The sequence below is a fragment of the Actinomycetospora aeridis genome (genome assembly GCF_037400275.1).
GTDB lineage: Bacteria > Actinomycetota > Actinomycetes > Mycobacteriales > Pseudonocardiaceae > Actinomycetospora > Actinomycetospora aeridis.
This window is the reverse complement of record NZ_JBBEGL010000002.1, coordinates 765,122-788,114: the sequence shown is the minus strand read 5'-3', so window position 1 is coordinate 788,114 and position 22,993 is coordinate 765,122. Positions and strand designations below refer to the sequence as shown.

The 22,993-nt window shown below is 73.4% G+C and carries 28 protein-coding genes; 21 read left to right on the top strand and 7 right to left on the bottom strand.

Annotation, left to right across the window (positions count from 1 at the left end; translation table 11 throughout):
* Window positions 1–25: 25 nt before the first annotated feature.
* The 3 genes from WCD41_RS09365 to WCD41_RS09355 form a co-directional block, all read right to left on the bottom strand.
* On the bottom strand, window positions 26–994 hold the full coding sequence (locus tag WCD41_RS09365; RefSeq protein ID WP_337713127.1) for a TIGR03557 family F420-dependent LLM class oxidoreductase: 969 nt from the start codon (window positions 992–994) through the stop codon (window positions 26–28).
* 181 nt (window positions 995–1,175) lie between these two features.
* Window positions 1,176–1,466, bottom strand: a complete 291-nt coding sequence (locus WCD41_RS09360) for a PASTA domain-containing protein (RefSeq protein WP_337713126.1) — start codon at window positions 1,464–1,466, stop codon at window positions 1,176–1,178.
* Between the two features lie 20 nt (window positions 1,467–1,486).
* The gene (locus WCD41_RS09355; protein ID WP_337713125.1) at window positions 1,487–1,945 is read right to left on the bottom strand and encodes an ATP-binding protein; all 459 of its coding nucleotides are present in this window, start codon (window positions 1,943–1,945) and stop codon (window positions 1,487–1,489) included.
* A 166-nt stretch (window positions 1,946–2,111) separates the two neighbouring features.
* On the opposite strand from WCD41_RS09355, the gene WCD41_RS09350 reads away from it, so the two are divergent.
* The 15 genes from WCD41_RS09350 to WCD41_RS09280 all read left to right on the top strand — a co-directional run bounded on the left by WCD41_RS09350 (window position 2,112) and on the right by WCD41_RS09280 (window position 14,839).
* A complete protein-coding gene (locus tag WCD41_RS09350; protein WP_337713124.1) occupies window positions 2,112–3,653 on the top strand; it encodes an alpha/beta hydrolase in 1,542 nt (513 codons plus the stop codon).
* A gap of 159 nt (window positions 3,654–3,812) precedes the next feature.
* Window positions 3,813–5,108 (top strand): Na+/H+ antiporter NhaA, encoded by a 1,296-nt coding sequence (gene nhaA / locus WCD41_RS09345; RefSeq protein ID WP_337713123.1) that lies wholly within the window; start codon window positions 3,813–3,815, stop codon window positions 5,106–5,108.
* A 127-nt stretch (window positions 5,109–5,235) separates the two neighbouring features.
* Window positions 5,236–6,282 carry a ParA family protein gene (locus WCD41_RS09340; RefSeq protein ID WP_337713122.1) on the top strand — a complete coding sequence of 349 codons (1,047 nt, stop codon included), beginning with the start codon at window positions 5,236–5,238 and terminating at the stop codon, window positions 6,280–6,282.
* Complete coding sequence (locus WCD41_RS09335) at window positions 6,279–7,016, top strand: PadR family transcriptional regulator (RefSeq protein ID WP_337713121.1); 738 nt, start codon at window positions 6,279–6,281, stop codon at window positions 7,014–7,016. The genes WCD41_RS09340 and WCD41_RS09335 overlap by 4 nt, the downstream gene beginning before the upstream one ends.
* 503 nt (window positions 7,017–7,519) lie before the next feature.
* Window positions 7,520–8,365, top strand: a complete 846-nt coding sequence (locus tag WCD41_RS09330; RefSeq protein WP_337713120.1) for a hypothetical protein — start codon at window positions 7,520–7,522, stop codon at window positions 8,363–8,365.
* Window positions 8,358–9,644 (top strand): SRPBCC family protein, encoded by a 1,287-nt coding sequence (locus WCD41_RS09325; RefSeq protein WP_337713119.1) that lies wholly within the window; start codon window positions 8,358–8,360, stop codon window positions 9,642–9,644. Before WCD41_RS09330 ends, WCD41_RS09325 begins: the two co-directional genes overlap by 8 nt.
* Before the next feature lie 148 nt (window positions 9,645–9,792).
* Window positions 9,793–10,143, top strand: a complete 351-nt coding sequence (gene gvpJ / locus WCD41_RS09320; protein WP_373695093.1) for a gas vesicle protein GvpJ — start codon at window positions 9,793–9,795, stop codon at window positions 10,141–10,143.
* A gap of 11 nt (window positions 10,144–10,154) precedes the next feature.
* The gene (locus tag WCD41_RS09315; RefSeq protein ID WP_337713118.1) at window positions 10,155–10,964 is read left to right on the top strand and encodes a GvpL/GvpF family gas vesicle protein; all 810 of its coding nucleotides are present in this window, start codon (window positions 10,155–10,157) and stop codon (window positions 10,962–10,964) included.
* A 10-nt stretch (window positions 10,965–10,974) separates the two neighbouring features.
* Entirely contained in the window at window positions 10,975–11,211 is a 237-nt protein-coding gene (locus WCD41_RS09310; RefSeq protein ID WP_337713117.1) for a gas vesicle protein GvpG, read from the top strand.
* Window positions 11,208–12,362, top strand: a complete 1,155-nt coding sequence (gvpO, locus tag WCD41_RS09305) for a gas vesicle protein GvpO (RefSeq protein ID WP_337713116.1) — start codon at window positions 11,208–11,210, stop codon at window positions 12,360–12,362. Before WCD41_RS09310 ends, gvpO begins: the two co-directional genes overlap by 4 nt.
* A 37-nt stretch (window positions 12,363–12,399) precedes the next feature.
* A complete protein-coding gene (locus WCD41_RS31110) occupies window positions 12,400–12,963 on the top strand; it encodes a gas vesicle protein (protein ID WP_373695092.1) in 564 nt (187 codons plus the stop codon).
* On the top strand, window positions 12,960–13,727 hold the full coding sequence (locus WCD41_RS09295) for a GvpL/GvpF family gas vesicle protein (protein WP_337713115.1): 768 nt from the start codon (window positions 12,960–12,962) through the stop codon (window positions 13,725–13,727). Before WCD41_RS31110 ends, WCD41_RS09295 begins: the two co-directional genes overlap by 4 nt.
* The gene (locus WCD41_RS09290; RefSeq protein ID WP_373695091.1) at window positions 13,724–13,993 is read left to right on the top strand and encodes a gas vesicle protein; all 270 of its coding nucleotides are present in this window, start codon (window positions 13,724–13,726) and stop codon (window positions 13,991–13,993) included. The genes WCD41_RS09295 and WCD41_RS09290 overlap by 4 nt, the downstream gene beginning before the upstream one ends.
* Window positions 13,986–14,288, top strand: a complete 303-nt coding sequence (locus tag WCD41_RS09285) for a gas vesicle protein K (protein ID WP_337713114.1) — start codon at window positions 13,986–13,988, stop codon at window positions 14,286–14,288. The genes WCD41_RS09290 and WCD41_RS09285 overlap by 8 nt, the downstream gene beginning before the upstream one ends.
* 65 nt (window positions 14,289–14,353) lie before the next feature.
* On the top strand, window positions 14,354–14,839 hold the full coding sequence (locus tag WCD41_RS09280) for an Asp23/Gls24 family envelope stress response protein (RefSeq protein ID WP_337713113.1): 486 nt from the start codon (window positions 14,354–14,356) through the stop codon (window positions 14,837–14,839).
* Between the two features lie 106 nt (window positions 14,840–14,945).
* Here the strand turns inward: WCD41_RS09280 and WCD41_RS09275 are convergent, their stop codons facing one another.
* Window positions 14,946–15,557, bottom strand: coding sequence for a dTDP-4-dehydrorhamnose 3,5-epimerase family protein (locus WCD41_RS09275; RefSeq protein WP_337713112.1), 612 nt, complete (start codon window positions 15,555–15,557; stop codon window positions 14,946–14,948).
* A 60-nt stretch (window positions 15,558–15,617) separates the two neighbouring features.
* On the opposite strand from WCD41_RS09275, the gene rfbB reads away from it, so the two are divergent.
* Both rfbB and rfbA read left to right on the top strand, forming a co-directional pair.
* The gene (gene rfbB, locus WCD41_RS09270) at window positions 15,618–16,613 is read left to right on the top strand and encodes a dTDP-glucose 4,6-dehydratase (protein ID WP_337713111.1); all 996 of its coding nucleotides are present in this window, start codon (window positions 15,618–15,620) and stop codon (window positions 16,611–16,613) included.
* Window positions 16,610–17,506 carry a glucose-1-phosphate thymidylyltransferase RfbA gene (gene rfbA, locus WCD41_RS09265; RefSeq protein ID WP_337713110.1) on the top strand — a complete coding sequence of 299 codons (897 nt, stop codon included), beginning with the start codon at window positions 16,610–16,612 and terminating at the stop codon, window positions 17,504–17,506. Before rfbB ends, rfbA begins: the two co-directional genes overlap by 4 nt.
* On the opposite strand, the gene WCD41_RS09260 is transcribed toward rfbA, so the two are convergent.
* The 3 genes from WCD41_RS09260 to WCD41_RS09250 form a co-directional block, all read right to left on the bottom strand.
* Entirely contained in the window at window positions 17,503–17,898 is a 396-nt protein-coding gene (locus WCD41_RS09260) for a DUF2267 domain-containing protein (RefSeq protein ID WP_337713109.1), read from the bottom strand. The genes rfbA and WCD41_RS09260 overlap by 4 nt on opposite strands.
* An 88-nt stretch (window positions 17,899–17,986) precedes the next feature.
* Complete coding sequence (locus WCD41_RS09255; protein ID WP_337713108.1) at window positions 17,987–18,139, bottom strand: hypothetical protein; 153 nt, start codon at window positions 18,137–18,139, stop codon at window positions 17,987–17,989.
* 126 nt (window positions 18,140–18,265) lie between these two features.
* Window positions 18,266–18,511, bottom strand: coding sequence for a hypothetical protein (locus tag WCD41_RS09250; protein ID WP_337713107.1), 246 nt, complete (start codon window positions 18,509–18,511; stop codon window positions 18,266–18,268).
* A 149-nt stretch (window positions 18,512–18,660) separates the two neighbouring features.
* On the opposite strand from WCD41_RS09250, the gene WCD41_RS09245 reads away from it, so the two are divergent.
* From WCD41_RS09245 to WCD41_RS09230, 4 genes are all read left to right on the top strand, one after another.
* Window positions 18,661–18,921, top strand: coding sequence for a hypothetical protein (locus WCD41_RS09245; protein ID WP_337713106.1), 261 nt, complete (start codon window positions 18,661–18,663; stop codon window positions 18,919–18,921).
* 78 nt (window positions 18,922–18,999) lie between these two features.
* Window positions 19,000–20,952, top strand: coding sequence for an aconitate hydratase (locus WCD41_RS09240; RefSeq protein WP_337713105.1), 1,953 nt, complete (start codon window positions 19,000–19,002; stop codon window positions 20,950–20,952).
* 173 nt (window positions 20,953–21,125) lie between these two features.
* A complete protein-coding gene (locus WCD41_RS09235) occupies window positions 21,126–22,298 on the top strand; it encodes a lipopolysaccharide biosynthesis protein (protein WP_337713104.1) in 1,173 nt (390 codons plus the stop codon).
* Entirely contained in the window at window positions 22,295–22,990 is a 696-nt protein-coding gene (locus tag WCD41_RS09230) for a class I SAM-dependent methyltransferase (RefSeq protein ID WP_337713103.1), read from the top strand. The genes WCD41_RS09235 and WCD41_RS09230 overlap by 4 nt, the downstream gene beginning before the upstream one ends.
* Window positions 22,991–22,993 lie beyond the last annotated feature (3 nt).

Below are 22,993 nucleotides of genomic sequence, written 5' to 3'. Positions count from 1 at the left end.
TACGACCGTGGCCGGGGGGAGCCGGTCAGGAGGAGGGGCGCAGCGCCCGCAGCGGCTCGGCGAGCTCCGTGGCGAAGTGGTCGAAGAAGCCGTCGACGTCGGTGCCGGCGTTGATCAGCGCGAGGTGGTCGTAGCCGCCGTCGACGAACTGCTGGGCCACCGAGAGCTGCTTGTCGGTGTCCGGCCCGCAGGCGAAGGCATCGCGCATGTGGTCGGCGGTGATCGTGGCCGTGGCGGCGTCGAAGTTGACCGGGTTCGGGAGCTCGGCCTGCACCTTCCAGCCCGTGAGCCCGAAGCGGAACAGGCGCCGGGCCTCCTCGGCGGCTTCGTCCTCGGTGGCTCCGTAGGCCATCGGGACCTCGGTGTAGCGCGGCCCGTCGCCGCCGGCGTCGGTGAAGGCCTGGATGAGGTCGGCGCGGGGCTCGGTGGTGAAGATGCCGTCGCCGAGCTCGGCGGCGAGCTTCGAGGCCTGCGGCCCCCCGGTGGCGACGACGATCTCCGGCAGCGTCTCCGGCAGGTCGAACACCTGCGCGTCCTCGAGCGTGAGGTGCTTGCCCTCGTAGCTCTGGTAGCCGCCCTGCCACAGCAGACGGATGATCTCCAGCGACTCGCGGAACATCTGGTGCCGCACGCTGACGCTCGGCCAGCCGCGGCCGACGACGTGCTCGCTGAGCCGCTCGCCCGAGCCGACGCCAAGGGTGAAGCGGCCGTCGGAGAGCAGCTGGGTGGTCGCCGCGGCCTGGGCGATGATCGCCGGGTGGTAGCGGATGAACGGGCAGGTCACGCCGGTGGCCAGCTCGATCCGCTCGGTCTTCGCCGCCATCGCGGCGAGCATCGACCACGCGAACCCCGAGTGCTGCTGCTCGGACACCCACGGGTGGTAGTGGTCGGAGATCTCGACGAAGTCGAAGCCGGCCTCCTCGGCGCGCACGCACTGGCGCACCATCTCGGTGGGCGAGTAGGCCTCGGCGATGAGCTTGTAACCGATCTTCACGCGGGGACACCTCCGGGTCGTCGGCAGGACCCGGCGGGTGTTCCCGATCGGTCCGCGACTCCACGCGCGGTGAGGCGTAACGCTCCCCGTCCCGGGGGCGACACACGGGTGGCCCCGCGGGGTCGGCGGACCCCCGACCCGCCGGCCCCGCGGGCCTTCACCGTCGGGGATCCGGTCGTCCTCAGTTGGCCCCGGCGCCGTCGAGCGGCTTGTCGGGCTCGACGCGCGGCATGTTGCCGCCGCCTCCACCGCCGCCACCCGAGTCGGGCTCGACCCAGATCGTCACGGCCTCACCGGCCGGCACGCGCGTCCCGGCGTCGGGCCGCTGGGCCGTCACGGTCCCCTCGACCGTCGGCGGCGTGTCCGGGTCCGGGTCGACCGCGACCACCCGGGCGGCCATCGCGACCTCGTGGGCCTGCGCCGCCGGCAGCCCCACGAGCGCGGGCACGAGCACCAGCTCGGGTGTCCTCATGGGCAGGGACGGTAGCCAGCTCACGGTGGCCGGTGCCACCACAGTCGCACCCGGGTGCCGTCCTGTTCCTGCTGGAGGTCGTGGCCGTCGGCGAGCCCGGAGAGCAGGAGCAGACCCCGCCCGCGGTGCCCCGGGTCCTCGGGGGCGGGGCGCCAGCCGCCGCGGTCGGCGACCGTGATCTCCAGCCACGGCCGGTCCGGCGCGCCGGTCGCGGCGAGCCGGGCCGTGACGTGCACCGGCCCGCCGCCCTCGGGGTAGGCGTGGTCGACGACGTTGGTCAGGGCCTCGTAGAACGCGGTGGCCACGTCCTCCAGGCGCTCGGTGAGCGCCGGCTCCCGGACCTCGTCGGACGTCTCCGCGGCGGCGCGCACCCACTCGACGAGGTCGATGCGCAGCGAGCGCAGGTCCGCGGCGTGGACGACGTCGTGGGCGACCTCGTGCACCACGCTCCGCGTCTCGCTGCTCGCCGTGCCGTGCATGGTCACAGGGTCGACGGCCGCGGTCGGGCCAAACCATCGCAGGTGGGGGACAGTGTGTGTACCGCGTGAAGTCGCCGGGGCAGAGCCGAGCGCAGCTGCAACGAGCGGCCGGGCATGATGGGCCGCCCGGCGCAATCGGGCGCGCGGGGAACGGCAGGAGTGGCACATGGCCCAGCGGCACGCCGAGCCCGACCCGTTCCCGACGGAGCAGGGTCGGCGCGGCGGGAACCGCCGGCGCCGGCGCCGGGGAGCGCGCGGGGTGCTGGTCGTGGCGGTGGCGGCCCTCGCCGTCGCGGGCTGTGCCCGTGGCCCCGAGCCGGGGGTGCCGCCGATCCCCATGTCGTCGACGTCGCCGGCGGCCGAGGCGCCACCACCGCCCCCCGGGCCGGACGGCGGCGCGCGGTTCGCCCCGTGCCGCGGCGGGCTGGAGTGCGCCTCGGTGGCGGTGCCGGTCGACTACGCGAACCCGGCCGGTCCGACCCTGCCGATCGCCATCGCCCGGCGTCCCGCGACGAACCCGGCCGCGAAGGTCGGGGTGCTGCTGGTCAACCCCGGCGGTCCGGGCGGCTCGGGCATCGAGATCGTCCAGGCCGGTGTGCTGCCCCCGGAGATCACCGACCGCTTCGACGTCATCGGGTTCGACCCGCGCGGGGTGGGCGACAGCTTCGCGCTGCAGTGCCCGGTCGGCCCGGACACGCCGTACCTCGGCGACCCGGACCCCGGTGACCCCGCGGACGAGGCGGCCACGAACGCCGCGGTCGACCGGTACGACGCGTCGTGCGGCCAGCGCTACGGCGACCTGCTGCCGCACCTCGGCACCCGGAACGTCGCCCGCGACATGGACCGCATCCGCGAGGCCCTCGGCGAGGAGCAGATCAACTACCTGGGCTTCTCGTACGGCACGTCGATCGGCCAGACCTACGCCCAGCTCTTCCCGACCCGCCTGCGCGCAACCGTGCTCGACGGCGTGGTCGACGTGAGCAGGCCCGGCCTGGACTCCGCGCAGGCCGAGAGCTTCGAGAACTCGCTGCGCCAGTTCGACGCCGCCTGCCGCGCGGACGCGACCTGCCCCGTGCGCGCCGACCCGATCGGCACCCTCGACCGCGTGCGCGCCCGCGTCACCGCCGCGCCGCTGCCCGTGGCCGGCACGACGCCGCTGTCGGCGGGCCTGCTGGAGATCGGTGTCGTCTACCCGCTCTACAGCAAGGAGAGCTGGCCGCAGCTGGCCCAGGCCCTCGCGGCGGCCGACCGCGGCGACGGCACCACGATGCGCGCCCTCGCGACCGCCTACTTCCGGGGCAGCAACTCCGACACCTACAACGCGGTGACCTGCCTGGACAACGCCTGGCCCACCGAGGACGCGCAGGTGTTCGACGCCGCCCGCGCCACCGAGGCCCGCGCGCCGCACTTCTCCGGCAACGTGCTGGTCAGCGGCCTGACCTGCGCGGACTGGCCGGCGCCCCAGCAGCCGCTGACCCCGCTCGAGGGCTACACCGGCCCGCCGATGCTCATCCTCGGCACCACCAACGACCCCGCGACGCCGTACCAGAACAGCGTCGCGCTGGCGGGCCGCCTGCCCGGCTCGGCGCTGCTGACCTACCGGGGCGACGGCCACACGGTGTACACCAGCGGCGTCCCGTGCGTCGACGACGCGGTGAACCGCTACCTCCTCGACACCACCCTCCCCGCCCCGAACACCGTCTGTTAGCAGGCCCCGTGTCAGCGGAGTGGCTCCGCAGACGTTGAGTGTCCGTAACGCCACTCACTCGATTCGAGGGCCAGGGGGATGCGCTGACGTAGGGTCACCATCGGTGCGCCGGGAAGTCTGGTCGGCAGTCGCTGCCGCCCGCCCGCCGGAGGACCGCTCGTGACCCGCTCGACGCCCCGTCTCTTCGCCCGCCGCTCGTGGTCGGAGACGAGCCGGATCGGCGACATCCTGCGGCGCGAGACCGTCGGCGGCGTCCTGCTCCTCGTCGGCGCCGCCGCGGCCCTGGTCTGGGCCAACACCCCCTGGCGCGAGGCCTACACGGCGCTCTCCGAGCTGCGGGTCGGCCCGGCGTCGCTGCTCCTCGACCTCACCCTCGCCACGTGGGCCGCCGACGGGCTGCTCGCGATCTTCTTCTTCGTGGCCGGGCTCGAGCTCAAGCGCGAGTTCGTGGCGGGCGACCTGCGCTCGCCCTCCCGGGCGCTGCTGCCGGTGGCCGCCGCGGTCGGCGGCATGATCGCGCCGGCGCTGATCTACACCGCGATCAACGCGGGCGGCCCCGGCGCGGCGGGCTGGGCCATCCCCACCGCCACCGACATCGCCTTCGCGGTCTCGGTCCTCGCGCTCATCGGCTCGCACCTGCCCGATGCCCTGCGGACGTTCCTGCTGACGCTGGCGGTGGTCGACGACCTCCTCGCCATCACGATCATCGCGATCTTCTACACCGACACCCTCGAGATCGCACCGCTGCTGCTCGCGCTGATCCCGCTCGCCGCGTTCACGGTCCTCGTCCAGCGCCGCGTCCGTTCCTGGTGGCTGCTGCTGCCGCTCGCCGTGCTGACCTGGGTGCTCGTCCACGAGTCCGGGGTGCACGCGACGGTGGCCGGCGTCCTGCTGGGCTTCGCCGTGCCCGTGATCCGGCGCAAGGAGGGCCCCGGCCCGGGCCTCGCCGAGCACTTCGAGCACCGCTGGCGCCCGCTGTCGGCGGGGGTGGCGGTGCCGATCTTCGCGTTCTTCGCCTCCGGCGTGACGATCGTCGGCGGCGGGCTGGCCGCGGCGTTCGCGGACCCGATCACCCTCGGGATCGTCGCGGGCCTGGTGGGCGGCAAGGTCGTCGGCATCATGGGCGCCACCTGGCTCGTCCAGCGCGTCACCCGCGCCCAGCTCTCGGAGGACCTGGCGTGGACCGACGTCCTCGGCCTCTCGCTGCTCGCGGGCATCGGCTTCACGGTCTCCCTGCTCATCGGTGAGCTCGCCTTCGGCACCGGTTCGGCCGCCGACGACCACGTCAAGATCGGGGTCCTGACGGCGTCGCTGCTCGCCGCGCTGCTCGCGACGATCGTGCTGCGCTACCGCAACCGGGTGCACCGTCAGATCCACGAACGGGAGCGGGTCGACCTCGACCGCGACGACATCCCCGACGTCTACGAGCAGGAGGGACGCGAGCACGGCCCGTGACGCCCGCGCCGTCCGCCGCAACGCATTGCGCCGACGGCGTCGCAGGGCTGCGGCCGTGCAGAGCCAAGCGGGTGGCGTGGCGGGTGTCGGCCTTGCCGGGGAGGGAGCCGGGCCGCACCCTCGCCGCATGACCGGACCGGCGGGTCGCGCCGCCCGCAGCTCTTCCGGCCGGCGTCGGGGGACGCGGGCCGTCCGTCCGGTGGAAGCGGTGCCCCCGCCGCCACCGGAGGAACCGCCCCCGGGCGCCGACCGCGAGGCCCTCGCGCGGACCATCGCGATGGTCAACGACAAGGGCGGCGTCGGGAAGACGTCGCTCGTCGCCAACCTCGCCGGCCAGTTCGCCGCCGCCGGGTACCGCTGCCTGCTCGTCGACCTCAACCGTCAGGCCAACCTCGCCGACGACCTCGGTTTCCGCGACGGGCCCGCCGACGACCGCGGCGCCGGCCTGCTCGTGTCGATGGTCGCCGGGACGCCGCTGCGCCCGGTCGAGGGTGTGCGGCCCGGGCTCGACGTCGTGGCGGGGGGCGCGCGCCTGGTGGACCTGGTGCCGCTGATGGTCTCCCGGGTGCAGGAGCAGGGCCGCGACGCGTTCCTGGCCCTGGCCGAGGTCCTCGCGCCCGTCGCCGGCGACTACGACCTGACGTTCGTCGACTGCCCGCCCGAGACCACGATCCTCACCGACCTCGCGCTCGCGGCGGCCCGGTGGGTGCTCATGCCGACGAAGTCGGACGGCGGCGGCCTGGTGGGGATGCGCCTGGTCGGTGAGCGCTTCGCGCTGGCCCGCGAGCTCAACCCCGACCTCGGGCTGCTCGGTGCCGTGCTGTTCGCGACGGGGTCGCGCTCCCGCGTCGTGCACGCCGAGGTCCGCGAGGCCGTCGAGCGGGCGTTCGGCGGACACTCGCCGCTGTTCACCACCTCGATCCGCCACGCCGAGCGCACCGCCCAGGACGCGCGCCGGCTCGGCAGGCTCGCCCACGAGCTCGAGCAGGAGGTCGCGGCCCAGCCCGCCTGGTGGGCGGCCCTGCGCGACGGCGGGACCAACCCCCGACGTCTCTCGCCGACCGCCGCGAGCGTGGCCGGCGACTACCGCGACCTCGGCGTCGAGCTGCTCACGCTCCTGCGCACCACCGAGGAAGCCCCGCCCGCCCGCCCCGAGCAGGAGGCCACGCCGTGACCGCCGAGCCCAGCTTCACCGCCGACCGGTCCGAGGGCTCCGACCGCAGCTCCGACCTCAGCTCGGCCTTCGGGCGTCCCGCGACGTCGAGCCTGCGCGGGCTCCTGCCGCCCCGTCCCCGGCGGAGCCTCGAGCAGGCGCCGGAGGACGAGCCGGTCACCGACGAGCCGGTCATCGACGAGCCGGCCACCGACGGGCCGACCGACGACCCGGCGACGGACGAGGGGACCGACGACCGGATGGCCGGCGCCGTCGCGGCCGGCGAGGGCACCGCCGACGAACCCCACGCCCCGGTCGACGACGCGCCGTCCGCAGCGGCCGCCCGGGTCCCCCGGCCCCGCTCGGGACGCCGCGCGCCGGCACCGACAGGGACAGCGACAGCGACCGGGACGTCCGGCGCGAACCGCCGCTGGGGCACCGCCCGGGTGGCCTCGCGCGAGCACGTCGAGCTGCTCGTGCTCGTCGCCCTGCAGCGCGGACCCGCGGACGGCCGCGAGCTCGCCGCCCGGCTGCGCGCCGACAGCGGCGGCGACCTCGCCCCGCCGCCGACGACGGTGCAGCGGACCCTGCACCACCTCGCGCGCCACGCCCTCGTCGACCACGTCGACGACACCACCCGGCGCCGCTATCGATTGACCCCGCAGGGCGTCCGGACCGCCCGCGCACGGGTGCGTGCCTGGCGGGCGATGCGGCGCGCGGTGGACGCCGTCGTCCACGCCGCCGAGGAGAACTGACCCCTCCTTCACGCCCGGCAACCGGTCCATGGCCGGTTGCACCGTTCCGCCCAGGCGTGGTGCGGTGGGTCGGCCTCCCGAGGAGCGCCGGTCGACGCAACCCGTCGCGTACGGTCGCCGACCGCGGGTGGGGCCGCTCCGTCGCGGAGCGAGCGCGGGCGGTACGAACATGGCGCGTTCGGCTCAGCCACCCGTCGCGTTGCGTCCAACCCAACCACGGCATTCGGGTGCTGTGTTTTGAGCATTCGAATGACGACCGAATGCGTGACCTTGCTTCGTTCCTCGGTGATCGACAATTGCGTCGAACGGACCATGAAGAATTTGATCTTAGCGGTCTAGCGCTTTCCGGAACGACGCGATGTAATGTCCGGCTCGGATGGCGGCGGGCAGTGGTCCACCGCACAGGTGAGACCAAATCCGTTCGGAGGTGCACGGTGCCCGGAACCGGCCTGAAATTGGCCCTGGCGGTCATCGGCGGCTATCTGTTGGGCCGTACGAAGAAAATGAAGCTCGCCATCATGCTGGGTGGTGCGCTCGCGGGCAAGAAGATCTCCACGGACCCGGCGGCGATCCTCGGCCAGGTGTCCAAGCTCGTCTCGGCGTCGCCGGAGCTCCAGAAGCTCGACAGCGCGGTGCGCGGGCGGCTGATGGAGGCCGGGAAGGACGCGGCGCTCGCCGTCGCGAGCTCCCGCATGGAGGCGCTCACCGACAACCTCGTCAACCGCGTCGAGAACCTCGGCAAGCCCGCCACGGAGGCTGCGGGCGCCGCCGGGCAGGCGGTGGGCGAGACGGCCGGTGCGGCCGGGGACGCCGTCGGCCAGGCCGGCGGTGCCGTCGGGGACGCGGCGTCGACCGCCGGTGGCGCGGTCGGCGGCGCCGTGGGCGACACGGCGCGCGGTCTCTCGGGCCGCGGGCGCCGCAAGGGCTCGGCCGACCAGGCCGACGACACCTCGGGCGACGAGGGCGTCGACGTCGCGGAGGAGACCGCGGACGACGAGGACGAGGCCGACGACGTCGACACCGCGCCCGAGCCGGAGCGGGCCGCGGCGAGCTCGTCGAGCTCCTCGGGCTCCTCGGGCCGTCGTCGCTCGACCAAGTCGTCGTCGGGCAGCTCGTCGGGCAGCTCGTCGGGCAGCTCGTCGGGCGGGGAACGCCGCCGGCGCAGCACGACGTCGGAGGACGGCAGCTCCTCCTCGGGGTCCTCGGGCTCGCGGACGGGCAACGGCTCGACGCGCAAGAGCTCGGGCGGACGGGCCAAGTCGGCCTCGTCCTCCACCGAGGGCGGCAGCTCGCGCAGCCGCGCGACCGCCGGTTCCGGCGCGCGTCGGACGGCGAAGCGCGATGACTGAGGCCGCGACGGACGTCGCCTCGAACGGGCACCGTCCGGACACCGACGCGTCGGAGGGCTCCTCGTCGGGCTCGCTCACCGACATGCTGCCGACCGACCGGCTCAAGCAGGCGGCGCAGACGCTGCTGAAGGTGGCCACCGACAAGGCGGTGTCCGCGGCGCTCGACCAGGTCGAGGGCCTGACGAACAAGCTCACCGACGTCGCCGAGAACCCGAGTGTCGGCCTGCAGTCGGCGCTCGGCGCCGGTTCGTCGATGCTCGGCGGCGGCAGCGGCGTGGGCGGCGCGCTCAAGGGTGGGCTCTCGGCCGTCAAGGACAAGGCCATGGGAGCGCTCGGTATGGGCGGCGACGACGACGACGGCGACAGCGACGAGAGCGGCGGCAGCGGTGGGGGCGGCGGCTCCGACACCGGCCGCGGCAAGTTCAAGTTCATGAACATCTACGAGGTCCAGGACGTCGGGGTGCCGCTGCGCGTCGCCTACGACCAGTGGACCCAGATGGCCGACTTCCCGAGCTTCATGAAGAAGGTCGAGACGGTCAACCAGGAGTCCGACGAGAAGGTCACCTGGACCGCGAAGGTGTTCTGGTCGCGCCGTTCCTGGCAGACCACGATCCGGGAGCAGGTGCCGGACAGCCACATCCTGTGGGTCTCGTCGGGCGCCAAGGGCTCCGCGGACGGGATCGTCACGTTCAGCGAGCTCGCGCCGAACCTGACGCGCATCGTCCTGATCATGGAGTACTACCCCAAGGGCTTCTTCGAGAAGACGGGGAACATCTGGCGGGCCGTCGGACGCCGCGCGCGGCTGGAGTTCAAGCACTTCTGCCGCCACGTCATGATGGACACGCTGATCAACCGCGAGGAGCTCGAGGGCTGGCGCGGCGAGATCCGCGACAGCGAGGTCGTCAAGACCCACGAGGAAGCCCTCGAGGAGGAGCAGCGCGCCGCCGAGGAGGACGGCTCCTACGACGACGAGCTCGAGGGTGCCGACGAGGACGCCTACGACGACGAGGACGAGCTCGCCGACGAGGACGACGACCTGGTCGCCGAGGACGACGACTACGACGACGAGCTCGACGACGAGCTCGACGACGGGGAGTACGACGAGGACGCCGACGGCGCGCTCGACGAGGACCTCGACGACGACGACCTCGACGAGGTCGACGACGAGCTCGAGGACGACTCCGCCGACGACTCCGCCGACGACGAGGCCGCCGACGAGGAGCCGGCCGAGGACGAGCGTCCGCGGCGTCGCTCGCGCCGGCAGCGCACGCCGGCCTGATCAGGGCCCGATCACCAGGCTCCCGGTTGAGACCACAGCCGGGTCGACCACCACACGACCGATCGCGGCGCCGGCACCAGGCCGGCGCCGCACCCCGTCGTCGTAGAGAGGGGGCACGGTGACCGTCAGCCAGCGACAAGGCGGAGGCGTGCAGAAGGAGCCCCAGGGTGGGCTCGCCGAGGTCCTCGACCTGATCCTGGACAAGGGCCTGGTCATCGATGCGTTCGTCAAGGTGTCGCTGGTGGGGATCGAGATCCTCACCATCGACGCCCGCATCGTCGTGGCCAGCGTCGACACCTACTTGCGGTTCGCCGAGGCGACCAACCGGCTCGACCTGCACGCCAAGGGCGGCAAGGACCTCGGGCAGGTCGTCGGCGGCATGACCGAGGGCGCCACGCAGGGTGGGGCGAAGGGCAAGACCAAGGGCGTGCTCGACGCCGGCAAGGAGAAGTGGGACGAGGTGCGCGGAGAGCGCCAGAGCCGTCGCGAGCAGGCGTGAAGGAGGCCGGCGTGACCACCACCGAGGACTCCGCGAAGGGCTCGCAGGGCACCGCCCGCGCGTCCTACATCTACGGCATCGTGCCCGCCGGGGTGCGCATCCCCGACGGGCTCGACCCCATCCCCTACGGCGAGGACGGCAACCAGCTCGGCCTCGTCACCGAGGGGCGGCTGGCCGCGGTCGTCAGTGACGTCGCGGCCGACCGCGCGCTGGGGACGCGCAAGGACCTCATGGCCCACGAGGCCGTGCTCAACGCGATCGCGCAGGACACCCCGGTGCTCCCGATGCGGTTCGGGGCCGTCGTCACCGACGACGACGCCGTCGCCGAGGAGCTGCTCGCTCCGCACCAGGACTACTTCGTCCGCGCGCTCGAGCAGCTGAAGGGCCACCTGGAGTTCCGCCTGCGCGGCGACTACGACCAGGACGCGGTGCTGGAGCGGATCATCGAGGCCGACCCGCGCATCCAGCAGATGCGGGAGAAGATCGCCGGGGTCGACGAGGACGCGAGCTACTACGACCGCATCCGTCTCGGCGAGGCCATCTCCAAGGCCATGGACCAGCTCCGCGCCGACGACGCCCAGGCGAGCGTCGACGCGCTGTCGAAGTTCGCGGTGGCGACCGAGGTCAAGGAGGCGGGCGGCGAGAACGGCGCCGTGCACCTCGCGTTCCTCGTCCGCACCGATCACCGCAGCGACTTCGAGCGGGCGGTCGACGAGCTCGGCGACGCCTGGTCGGGACGGATCGAGCTCCGTCTCATCGGCCCGACCGCGGCGTTCGACTTCCTGCCCGAGTTCGACGCGCCCGACGAGGCGCAGGCCTGAGGGCGACGACGTGGGTTTCTTCACCGAGCTGCTGCTCCTGCCCCTGGCGCCCGTCCGCGGGGTGGCCTGGGTGGGCGAGAAGATCGCCGACCAGGTCGACCACCAGATGAACGACCCCGCGGTCATCCGCGCCCAGATCGACGAGCTCGACGCGGCCTTCGAGCGTGGAGAGATCACCGAGGCCGACCGTGACGAGCAGCAGGAGGTCCTGCTGCAGCGCCTCGTGGGTGGCGGGGGTGGCGGGTGACGCGCTCCGCTGACCGCGAGGCGGCGCCCGACGACACCGACGAGCCGGACACCCCTCCGCTCACCGACCAGGAACGGCCCCGCCGCCGCCGCTCGAACGGCAGCTCGAACGGCACGGGCGCTGACGCTCCGGAGTCCGGCGGCGAGGAGCCGCGCCGCCGACGCAGGCCCGCGCAGGGTGGGTCGGAGGAGAAGCCGCGGCGTCGTCGTCGGTCGGCGGACGAGGGGTCGGACGGTGCGGCGGAGAGGCCGCGGCGTCGCCGTCGCCCCGAGAGCGAGGGCTCGGAGGGTGCCGCGGAGGAGAAGCCGCGGCGCCGCCGTCGCCCCGCGGACGAGGGCTCGGAGGACGCGGCGGAGGAGAAGCCGCGGCGCCGGCGTCGGGCGCCGGACGAGGGGTCGGACGGTGCGGCGGAGAGGCCGCGGCGTCGCCGGCCGCCGGAGGACGCCGAGAGCGACGGTGACGAGCGACCCCGCCGCCGTCGGGCGGCGGACACCGGGGACTCGGCGGACGGTGACCGCCCGCGCCGGCGTCGACCGGCGCAGGACGCGCCGGCGGAGGAGCGCCCGCGCCGCCGTCGCCGCCCGGCCGAGGATGCCGAGCCGGCTGAGTCGTCCGAGGCCCCCGAGCCGTCGAAGCAGGAGCGCCCGCGCCGCCGCCGTCGGTCCGCGGACGGTGAGGCGACCGCGGAGCAGGAACGGCCGCGTCGTCGTCGCCGACGCGAGGAGCCGGAGCCGGAACCCGAGGACGTCGACGAGCCCGAGGACGACGAGCTCGAGGACAGCGAGGACCAGGACGACCAGGACGACGAGGACGAGCTCGAGGACGACGACGAGCTGGACGACGACGTGGCCGACGAACCCGAGCCGGAACCCGAGCCCGAGCCAGAGCCGAAGAAGATCCCCGCCCGCAAGATCGCCCGCTGGGCGGCCGAGCAGGTGCAGGAGATGAGCGGCAAGGAGACCGAGACGATCACCTCGGTGCGGCGCACGGACGACGGCTTCGTCGTGGGGCTCGAGGTGGTCGAGAGCCGCAAGATCCCCGAGACTGCGGACATCCTCGCGACCTACGAGGCCGAGATGGACTCCGACGGCGAGCTCATCAGCTACCACCGGGTCAGGCGCTACACCCGGGGTCGCGGCGACGACGAGTGACGGTGGGGGACGCGGGGGACACGAGAGGAAGCAACCCATGAACGACCCGGTGCGCTGGACCGGGCAGATGCCGTCGACCCCGAACCAGGCGGCAGGCGGGTCGCCCGCCCGGCAGGGCGGCGGTGGCGACGGCACGAACCTCGCCGACATCCTCGAACGGGTCCTGGACAAGGGCATCGTCATCGCGGGCGACGTCCAGATCAACCTGCTCGACATCGAGCTGCTGACCATCAAGCTGCGGCTGGTCGTCGCGTCGGTCGACCGTGCCAAGGAGATGGGCATCGACTGGTGGGAGCGCGACCCCACCCTCTCCTCCGGCCACCAGGAGCTCGAGGAGGAGAACCGGCGGCTGCGCGAGCGCCTCGAGGCGCTGGAGGGCCGCAACGGCCACGCACCCGCACTCGAGGGCGGCGAGGAGGAGCTCGAGGGCGAGGAGCTCGACGACGATCCCGACGACCTCGAGGACGCCGAGATCGTGGACGACGACACCGACGCCCCCGAGCAGGACGAGCCCGAGCCCGCACCGCAACCGGTACGCCGCAAGCGCTCGAGCGCGCCGAAGCAGGGACAGGGCCAGCGGCGCCGGCGGGCCGACGGGTGAGCGACACGCTGACCTACGTCTACGCGCTCGCCCGTGACGTCGACCCCGCGGCGGTCGGTGTCCTCACCGGCGTGGGCGGCGGTCCTGCGCGCGTGCTGGCGACCGACGGCGTCGCGGCGATCGTGAGCGACGTCGATCGCGCCGAGTTCGAGGAGCGGGCGCTCGAGGAGCGCCTGGAGGACCTCGAGTGGCTGGCGGCGACCGCCCGGGCCCACCACCACGTCGTCGACACCCTCGGGCGTGACCACCTCGTCGCCCCGTTGGCGCTCGCGACCGTGTACTTCGACGACGACCGGGTGCGCACCGTGCTGACCGAGGGCCGGGAGGCGTTCGGCGTGGTGCTCGACCAGCTCGCCGGCCGTGCCGAGTGGGGCCTCAAGGTCTGGGCCCGCCAGGGTGGCGCCGCCGCGGCGGCGGGCGAGGTCGCGAAGCCGCGCTCGGGCGCCGACTACCTGCGGCAGCGGCGCAAGGCGCTCCGTGACAGCGAGACCTCCCTCGACGACGCCCGGGAGGCCGCGGGGGAGGTGGACGCCGCCGCCACGGCCCTCGCCGCCGCGACGCGCGCCCACCGCCTGCAGGACGCGCAGCTGTCCGGGCGCACCGAGCCGATGGTCCTCAACCAGGCCTACCTGCTGCCGGTCGAGCGGGCCGACGACCTGCGCGCGCTCGTCGCGTCCCTCGCCGACCACCCCCGCATCCGCGTCGAGCTCACCGGTCCCTGGGTGCCGTACTCCTTCGCCCAGGCGGCGCAGGGCGCCTCGTGACGGGCCCGGGCTCGGGTGAGCTCGAGCCGCGGGCGACGTCGCTGTTCGGGGACGAGGAGGTCGCGCTCGTCGACCTGCTCGACCGTCTCCTCGCCGGCGGTGTGGTGCTCGCGGGCGACCTGACGATCTCGCTCGCCGGGGTCGACCTCGTGCGCATCTCGCTGCGCGCGCTGATCGTGTCGATCGCGCCGGTGGAACGCCCGGGGACGCTCGCGGCCCGGGCCGAGCGGGCCGAACAGGCCGAGCTGGAGGCCGGGCGTGGCTGACCAGGAACCGGGCCCGAGGGCCAATCGGATCGAGATCGACAAGGACGCCGTCCGCCGCGACCTCATGAAGCTCGTCCTGACGATCGTGGAGCTCCTCCGCCAGCTCATGGAACGCCAGGCGATCCGCCGGGTCGAGCAGGGTGACCTCACCGAGCAGGAGGAGGAGGACCTCGGCACGTCGCTGATGCACCTCGCTGACGCGATGGACGAGCTCACCGAGGAGTTCGGGCTGACCGCGGCGGATCTCAACATCGACCTCGGACCGCTCGGGCCGTTGCTGCCGCGCGACCGCTGAGGCACGGGCGCCGACGCACCGAACGAGGCGGACTCCGTGACGTCCCGGCGGGGTACTCGGCTCGCATGACCAGCGCTCAGCGTCCGGGCAGCACCCCGTCCAGCCCGACCCCCACCGCCACCTCCGTGCCCGGCGCCGCCGGCGACCCGACCACCGTCGAGGGCACCACCGAGGTGCTGCCCTCGGTGATCCAGAAGGTGACGGCGTTCTCCGCTCGGGAGATCCCCGGTGTCGTGGCGCTCGGCGGGAGCACGTCGCGCGCCGTCGGCGCCGTGCGTCAGACGCTGACCGGCAACACCGAGAACACCGCGGGCGTGCGGGTCGAGCTCGCCGACCAGAAGGCCCACATCGGCCTCGACGTCGAGATCGAGTACGGCGTCGGCGCCCGCGAGCTGGTCCGTGCGCTGCGTCGGCACGTGCCGAAGGCCGTCGAGGAGATCGCCGGCGTCACCGTCGTCGAGCTCAACATCGTGATCACCGACGTCCACCTCCCCGGCGCGGACGTCGACGCCGACGCCGACCCGGTCGCGCCGCCGGCGGCCACGATCTGAACCGGCCGCCTCAGGGCGTCCGACGCCTCGTCGCCGCTCGATCGCCGGTCTGGTGACGACCGATGTCAGATGTGACACCGATCGTCACCGAGACCGCGATCTCGACCTAACGGCCGCGCAGGCCCTCCACCCACGCCCGGCAGGCCTCCGCCGTCGGCAGGGCACCCGCCGCGCCGGCCGCCGCGAGCGACGGCGCGGCGCGGTCCTTGGCGGAGAGCACGAGCTCGTCGGCCGGCAGGTGCTCCGTCCACGGCAGGCCGAGCGCGGGATCGAGCGGGTCGATGCCGTGCTCGGCGCCGGGGTCGTACGGCGTCGAGTTGAGGTAGCTGGTGACGGTGTCGTCCTCGAGGGCGAGGAACGCGTGCCCCAGCCCCTCGGAGAGGTAGACCGCGGACATCGTCGCGGGCTCGAGCCGCACGGCGTCCCAGCGGCCGAAGGTCGCCGAGCCGACGCGGAGGTCGACGACGACGTCGAGCACGGCCCCCGCGACGCAGTGCACGTACTTGGCCTGCCCCGGCGGGACGTCGGCGTAGTGGACCCCGCGCAGGACCCCGCGGCGGGAGACGCTGGTGTTCGCCTGCGCCACCGCGAACGCGTGTCCGACGGCGGCCCGCACGTGCTCGCCCTGGAACGGCGCCGCGAAGAACCCCCGCTCGTCGGGGAACACCGGCGGCGTGAACTTCCAGGCCCCGGGGACGGCCAGCTCCTCGGTCTCCACGGCCGTGGAGCCTAGGCAGGCGCGTGGCAGGATCGCCGTCACGCCCGGCCGAGGGAGACGATGAGTACGGTTCTGGTGACCGGTGCCGCGGGGTTCATCGGGTCGAACTTCGTGCGGCACTGGCGTGCGGCCCACCCCGGGGATCGGGTCGTCGGGCTGGACGCGCTGACCTACGCCGGGGTGCGCGGGAACGTCGAGGGTCTCGATGGTGTGGAGTTCGTGCACGGCTCGATCGCGAACACCGAGCTGGTCGAGCACCTGCTGCGGACCCACCGGGTGGACGTGGTGGTGAACTTCGCGGCGGAGTCGCACAACAGCCTGGCGATCCTGCGCCCCGGCGACTTCTTCGCGACCAACGTGATGGGCACCCAGGGCCTGCTGGAGGCCGTCCGCCGGGTGGGGGTCTCGCGGTTCCACCACATCTCGACCTGCGAGGTCTACGGCGACCTCCCCCTCGACGTCGACGACGCCTTCACCGAGGACTCGCCCTACCTGCCGCGGACGCCGTACAACGCCGCCAAGGCCGGCGGGGACCACGTGGTGCGGGCCTACGGGCTGACCTACGACGTCCCGGTGACGATCACGAACTGCAGCAACAACTACGGGCCCTTCCAGTTCCCGGAGAAGGTCATCCCGCTGTTCACCACCCGGGCGCTGGCCGGGGAGCCGCTGCCGCTGTACGCCTCGACAAAGAACCGCCGCGAGTGGTTGCACGTCGACGACCACGCGGCGGCGATCGACGCGGTGATCCACCACGGCACGGTCGGGGAGACCTACAACGTCGGGTCGGGGGTGGAGGTCGACATCGAGGGGATCGCGGACTCGGTTCTCGGCGCCCTGGGTCTCGGTCCCGAGTTCAAGACGATCGTCCCGGACCGGCCGTCGCACGACCGTCGCTACCTGCTCGACTCCACCAAGCTCCGCCGCGAACTCGGCTGGGCCCCGCGGGTCGGGTGGGACGAGGGCATCGCCGCCACGGTCGACTGGTACCGCGCCAACGAGGCGTGGTGGCGGCCGCTGATCGGCCGGAGCCCCGTGGTCGAGGGGGACTGGTGAAGGGCATCGTGCTGGCGGGCGGGAGCGGCACCCGCCTGCACCCGGTGACGCGGGCGGTGTCGAAGCAGCTGCTGCCGGTCTACGACAAGCCGATGATCTACTACCCGATCTCGGTGCTGATGCTGGCCGGGGTCCGCGACATCCTGGTCATCTCGACGCCGGTGGACCTGCCGGCGTTCCGGCGGCTGCTCGGTGACGGGAGCGAGCTGGGGGTCGAGTTCTCCTACGCCGAGCAGGCCGCGCCCAACGGGCTGGCGGAAGCGTTCGTGATCGGCGCCGGGCACGTCGGCGACGACACCGCGGCGCTCGTGCTGGGCGACAACATCTTCCACGGCCAGGGCTTCGGGCGGCTGCTCGGCGACGCGGTGGGCACGCTGGAGGCCGAGAAGGGCTGCGTGCTGTTCGGCTACCCGGTGCGCGACCCGGGCCGCTACGGCGTCGGGGAGGCCGACGAGACCGGCCGGCTGCTCTCGATCGAGGAGAAGCCGGCGAGGCCCCGGAGCAACCGGGCGATCACCGGGCTGTACTTCTACGACAACGACGTGCTCGACATCGCCGCCGGACTGAGCCCGTCGGCGCGCGGCGAGCTGGAGATCACCGACGTCAACCGCGCCTACGTCGAGCGCGGCGACGCCCGCCTGGTCGACCTCGGCCGCGGCTTCGCCTGGCTCGACACCGGCACCCACGAATCGCTCATCGAGGCCAGCCAGTACGTCCAGGTCCTCGAGCACCGCCAAGGGGTGCGGTTCGCCTGTCTCGAGGAGATCGCGCTGGTGAAGCGCTGGATCACCCCCGAGCAGGCCTACGCGCTCGGCGAGCGGCAGGCCAGCTCCGGCTACGGCGACTACGTCATGGACGTCGCCCGCCGCGCCGGAGCAGCCGCGACCGGTTAGTGCTTCTCGACCGGCTCCGTGCCCAGGAAGTCCTGGAAGTCCTTCGGGAGCTGGCTCGTGAAGTTCCGCCACTCGCCGTCGGTGAGCGCGGTCTCGAGCCCCTTGGCGATCGCCCGCGCGTGCTGCCGGGCCTGGGCGACGGTCACGCCCTCGCCCTCCTGCTCGGCGATCCGCTGGTAGAAGGTGTCGACGTCGAACCGCTCGCCGGCACCCTGGTCGGGCAGCGCCTCGGCGAGGCCGCCGGGCAGCTGGGAGGCCAGATCCTTGGCCTCGCCGCCCTCGAGCCGCTGCCCGAGCACGGTCAGCGTGGCGCGCACCGCGCGCTCGGCGCTGCGGTTGTCGGGGAGATCGAGGCTCTCCTTGACCGCGCTGACGAATTCCTGCTGCTGCATCGTTCTCCTCTCGTGACGGTGTCGGGCGCGGGCTGCCCGGAGGGGCGCGGCGTTCACACGTCGCCGCGCCCGGACGAGGAGGAGAGGGTCAGACGAGGGCGCTGAAGAACGTGACGATCGACTGCGCGAAGCTCGCGAGGATCGCCAGGATGCTGGTCACCGTGTTGGCGGCGCTGGTGGGTGCGTCGATGATCCAGAACAGCACGAGGGCCAGAGCGATGAGCCCTACCACCCGTTGCATGTGTCAGACGGTAACCGGCGCGGTCGTGTCCGTCACGCTCCGGTCGCCCGGCGGGCCCCGACTTCGTCGCGACGGGGCAGCCCGGTGCTCCGGACGTCGCAGATCCGGTGCGGTCAGCTGCCGGGGCTAGTCGTCGAGTCGGGCGCTCAGCCCGCGATTGAGCTCGGAGACCTCGAGGGTGCGGGGCCCCTCCGAGAACGTCACCGAGGCGATGACGCCGTAGTTGACGAGGACGGCCTGGTTGTCGGTGAGCACGTAGCGGTGCACCTCGCCGTTGGTGATGAGCTCGTGGAACCGTTCCATCACCGCGTCGAGGGGCTCCTCGAACTTGAGCGTCAACGGGATCTGCGGCAACGACACGTAGACGGTCACATTTCCTCCACGTCGATCCGTCCGGCGGCGGCACATTCGGCCGGGCGCCGCACCGAAAATGCTCCGAGTGCCGCGCGTAGGGAGGACGGCGGCCACCGATCCTAGATCGGAAGGCGCATGTCGGGGGCTCGACGGGGAGGCGGTTCGTCATGGAGATCGACGGGGTCGAGGTCTTCGAACAGGCGGAGGACTACGGCTATTCGTGGCACTGGGACGACCCGCGCGGATTCCAGTCGGAAATCCTCTGGCACCGCGAGGTCGGTCATCTCAGCCTCGGTACCCGGCTGCTGCCGGGCGGCTGGACCCACAACCGCCTCGACGCGAACGCCTGGGGCAGCGCCCGCACGATCTACGAGGCCCGCCAGGTCGTGGAGAACTACGTGACGCAGGCGGCGGCGAAGCCGGGCTGATCGCACGGGTGATCACGCGTGCCACCCCGGGCCGGGCGGGTACCACTCCCGTCATCACGGCCCCGGGGGAGGCACCTCATGGCGCACGGCGTCGCACACCAGCTCATCGCGTCCCACCTGGTCGACGGCGAGATGACACCGGGCGAGGAGATCGCCCTGCGGATCGACCAGACCCTCACACAGGACGCCACCGGCACGCTGGTCATGCAGGAGCTGGAGGCGCTCGGGCTCGACCGGGTGCAGACCGAGGTGTCGGTCCAGTACGTCGACCACAACCTCCTGCAGGCCGACGAGAAGAACGCGGAGGACCACGCCTACCTGCGCTCGGCCGCCCGCCGCTTCGGGCTCTGGTACTCCCAGCCGGGCAACGGCGTCTCGCACCCGACGCACATGCAGCGCTTCGGGAAGCCGGGCAAGACGATGATCGGCTCGGACTCGCACACCCCGGCCTGCGGATCGCTGGGGATGCTCGCGATCGGCGTCGGCGGCCTCGAGGTGGCGATGGCCATCACCGGCAAGCCGTTGAGCATCCGGATGCCGGAGATCTGGGGCGTCGAGCTGACCGGCGAGCTGCCCCCGTGGTGCTCGGCCAAGGACGTCATCCTCGAGATGCTGCGCCGTCACGGGACGAAGGGCGGCACCAACCGCATCATCGAGTACCACGGCGCGGGCCTGGCGAACCTGACGGCGATGGACCGGCACGTCATCACGAACATGGGCGCCGAGCTCGGGGCGACGACGAGTGTGTTCCCCGCGGACGAGGAGGTCCGCCGTTTCCTCGCCGGCGAGGGTCGCGAGGAGGACTTCACGGAGCTCGTCGCCGAGGACGGCGCCTCCTACGACGTCACCGAGCACATCGACCTCTCCGAGCTCGAGCCGCTGATCGCACAGCCGTCCTCACCCGGCAACGTCGTGCCGGTCCGCGAGGTCGCGGGCACGCCGGTGGGCCAGGTCGTCATCGGGTCGTCGGCCAACCCGGGCCTGCGGGACTTCGCGATCGCCGCCCGGATCGTCGCGGGCCGCCAGACCCATCCCGGCGTCAGCTTCGACGTCAACCCGACCTCGCGGCCGATCCTCGCCGACCTCACCCGCTGGGGCGGGACGACGTCGTTGATCGCCGCCGGCGCCCGCCTCCACCAGTCCGGCTGCCTCGGCTGCATCGGCATGGGCCAGGCCCCGGCCCCGGGCACGAACTCGTTGCGCACCTTCCCGCGCAACTTCCCCGGCCGCTCCGGCGGCGGGCCCGACGACCAGGTGTGGCTGTGCTCGCCGGAGACGGCGGCCGCGAGCGCGCTGCGCGGGGAGATCACCGACCCGCGGACCCTCGCCGAGGAGCTCGACCTCACCTGGGGCGACCTCGAGCTCCCGGAGCCGACCGTGATCCCGGGCATGCTCGAGGAACCGCCGCCGGCGGACGAGGCGCGGCACGAGGAGCTGGTCAAGGGCCCGAACATCTCCGGGCTGCCGGACTTCGAGCCGTTCCCCGACGCCTTCGAGGTGCCGGTGCTGCTCGCCGTCGGCGACGACATCTCCACCGACGACATCTCGCCCGCGGGCGCCGAGGCGCTGCCCTTCCGCTCGAACGTCCCGGCGCTGGCCCGTTTCGCCTTCACGCGGATCGACCCCGACTACCCGGCGAACGCCGAGGAGATCAAGGACACGACCGGTCACGCCATCGTCGGCGGCTCGAACTACGGGCAGGGCTCCTCGCGCGAGCACGCCGCGATCTGCCCGCGCTGGCTCGGCCTGCGTGTCGTCGTCGCCGAGTCGTTCGCGCGCATCCACTGGCAGAACCTGGCCAATTTCGGAATCCTCGCGCTCGAGTTCACCGGCGAGGACGACCGCGAGAAGGTGGCCCAGGGCGCGACGCTGTCGTTCTCCGACCTCCACGACCAGCTGCAGCAGGGCAGCGAGATCGTGGGGCAGGTCGACGGGACGGAGTTCACCTTCCGCCACCAGCTCTCCGAGCGTCAGGTCCGCATGGTCCTCGACGGCGGCCTGATCCGGCAGCTGGCCGAGGACAAGGCCTGAGCCCGCGTCCTCGGCGCGCCCCGGCGCCCGGATAGTGTGCGGGCATCCGGATCACCAGTGAGGAGCGCCGCGTCCGACCGCCCCGGGGCCGTCCGAGCGCGCGGCGACTGATCGGCAGCGCCGGCGTCGGCGTCGTCGTCTCCGGCCTCGTCGTCAACGTCTACCTGGCGGTGGTGGCCCGGATCCTCCCGCCCGCCGAGTACGCCACCTTCGGGGCGTTCTGGGCGCTCGCGATGGTGCTCGGCTTCGGGGCCTTCCTGCCGCTCGAGCAGGAGCTGGCGCGCCGGCTGCCGCAGCTCGGCGACCGGCGCTCGGTGCTGCGGGCCGGGGCCGGGGCGGCCGGTGTCCTGGCGCTCGTCGCGCTCGGGGTCCTCGCGCTCGCGAGCCCGCTGGTGCTGCGCTCCTTCGACGGCAACGTGTCGTCGTTCGTCGCGCTGGCCGCGCTGTGCGTGGTGTCCGCGGGGCAGTTCCTCGTGCGCGGCGCCGTCATCGGCACCGACCGGCTTGTGCGGCACGGCGGCATCATGGTGCTGGACGCGCTGCTGCGGCTGGGCCTCGCCGTCCTCGTGTTCCTGCTCGGGGGCGCCGACAGCGCCGCGCTCTGCTGGGCCCTCGTCCTCGCCGTCGCCCTCGCGCACCTCCCGCAGCTGCCGGCGGTCTGGCGCCGTGCCGTGGCCGACTCGCCGCCGTCGGCCCCCGACGAGGGCGTCTCCCCCCGCCGGTTCGTGGCCGCCTGCCTGCCGCTGCTGCTCGGCTCGGTCTGCGCGCAGCTGCTCCTGAACGGCCTGCCGGTGCTGGTGGTCGCGCAGTCACCCGAGACGGCGGAGGCCGCCGCCGGCGCGTTCGTCGCCGCGTTCACCCTGGTCAAGGCGCCGCTCGCGATGGTGGTGCCGCTCCAGTCGGCGATCGTCCCGACCCTGACCCGCCTGATCGTCGCGGGCCGGCGTCCCGAGGTGCTGGCGCTGCTGTTCAAGGGCGGCGCGGCCCTGCTCGGGCTGATCGCGGTGGCGGTGCCCGTGATGGTCTGGCTCGGCCCGCCGGTGATCGCCCTGGTGTTCGGGGACGACTACGCGATCGGCGGGGGCGACCTGGCCCTCATGGCGGCCGGCGTGCTCGCCCACGTCGGGCTGGTGGTGGTCACCCAGGTGCACGTCGCCCGCGGCCGGCACGGCGTCGTGGCCCTGAGCTGGGCCGCGGCCCTCGCGACCGCCGGCCTCACCTGGGCGCTGGTCCCCGCACCGGTGCTCGGCGCGGAGCTCGCCTTCCTCGCCGGGTCGGTGGCCGGCGCGGTGGTGAGCGGCGCGGCCCTCATGATGCGTCCCGAGCGACCGGGAAGGACCCCGTGAACCCCGAGCACACCACGTACGACGAGGAGTACTACCGCTCCAACGGGCAGGCCGACGACCGCCCGGCCCTGCGGTTCTACACCCGTCTCGTGCGCCGCTACGCCGACGCCGGCCCGTACCTCGACTTCGGGTGCGGCACCGGACACCTCGTGCGGCGGCTCTCGGGGCTGGGCGCGGCGTCGGGCTTCGAGGTGTCCGGGTACTCGGCCGCGACGGCGCGGCGCCACGCCCCCGGCTGCGCGGTGTACACCGACACGGCCGACCTGCCCTCGGCGTCCTTCGGGGCCCTGACCGCCATCCACGTGCTCGAGCACCTCACCGACGAGGTCGCCGCGGACACGATGGCGACCTGGCGGCGCGTGCTGCGGCCCGGCGGGCACGCCCTGGTCGTCATGCCGGACCCCGCCGGGCGCGGCCGGCGGCTCGCGGGCGAGGCCTGGATGGGGTTCGCCGACCCCACCCACATCAACCTCAAGCCCCACGCCGACTGGCGCGCGTTCCTCACCGACCACGGCTTCACCGTCGAGCGGGAGGGCAGCGACGGCCTGTGGGACGTGCCCTACTCGCGCCTGCCGAAGCTCCTCGACGCGGGCCTGCACGCCGTGCCCGCGTTCGTCCAGTTCCTCGCCGGCCGCATGCTGCTGCGCCCCGGCAGCGGGGAGTCCTCGCTGTTCGTGATCCGACGCCCGTAGCGC

Coding starts and splice junctions, on each gene's coding strand:
- WCD41_RS09355 (WP_337713125.1), bottom strand. CDS start 1,945: ATGCACGGCACGGCGAGCAGCGAGACGCGGAGCGTGGTGCACGAGGTC.
- WCD41_RS09330 (WP_337713120.1), top strand. CDS start 7,520: ATGAAGCTCGCCATCATGCTGGGTGGTGCGCTCGCGGGCAAGAAGATC.
- WCD41_RS09360 (WP_337713126.1), bottom strand. CDS start 1,466: ATGAGGACACCCGAGCTGGTGCTCGTGCCCGCGCTCGTGGGGCTGCCG.
- WCD41_RS09340 (WP_337713122.1), top strand. CDS start 5,236: ATGACCGGACCGGCGGGTCGCGCCGCCCGCAGCTCTTCCGGCCGGCGT.
- WCD41_RS09260 (WP_337713109.1), bottom strand. CDS start 17,898: ATGCAGCAGCAGGAATTCGTCAGCGCGGTCAAGGAGAGCCTCGATCTC.
- WCD41_RS09245 (WP_337713106.1), top strand. CDS start 18,661: ATGGAGATCGACGGGGTCGAGGTCTTCGAACAGGCGGAGGACTACGGC.
- WCD41_RS09255 (WP_337713108.1), bottom strand. CDS start 18,139: ATGCAACGGGTGGTAGGGCTCATCGCTCTGGCCCTCGTGCTGTTCTGG.
- WCD41_RS09325 (WP_337713119.1), top strand. CDS start 8,358: ATGACTGAGGCCGCGACGGACGTCGCCTCGAACGGGCACCGTCCGGAC.
- WCD41_RS09350 (WP_337713124.1), top strand. CDS start 2,112: ATGGCCCAGCGGCACGCCGAGCCCGACCCGTTCCCGACGGAGCAGGGT.
- WCD41_RS09240 (WP_337713105.1), top strand. CDS start 19,000: ATGGCGCACGGCGTCGCACACCAGCTCATCGCGTCCCACCTGGTCGAC.
- WCD41_RS09280 (WP_337713113.1), top strand. CDS start 14,354: ATGACCAGCGCTCAGCGTCCGGGCAGCACCCCGTCCAGCCCGACCCCC.
- rfbB (WP_337713111.1), top strand. CDS start 15,618: ATGAGTACGGTTCTGGTGACCGGTGCCGCGGGGTTCATCGGGTCGAAC.
- WCD41_RS31110 (WP_373695092.1), top strand. CDS start 12,400: ATGAACGACCCGGTGCGCTGGACCGGGCAGATGCCGTCGACCCCGAAC.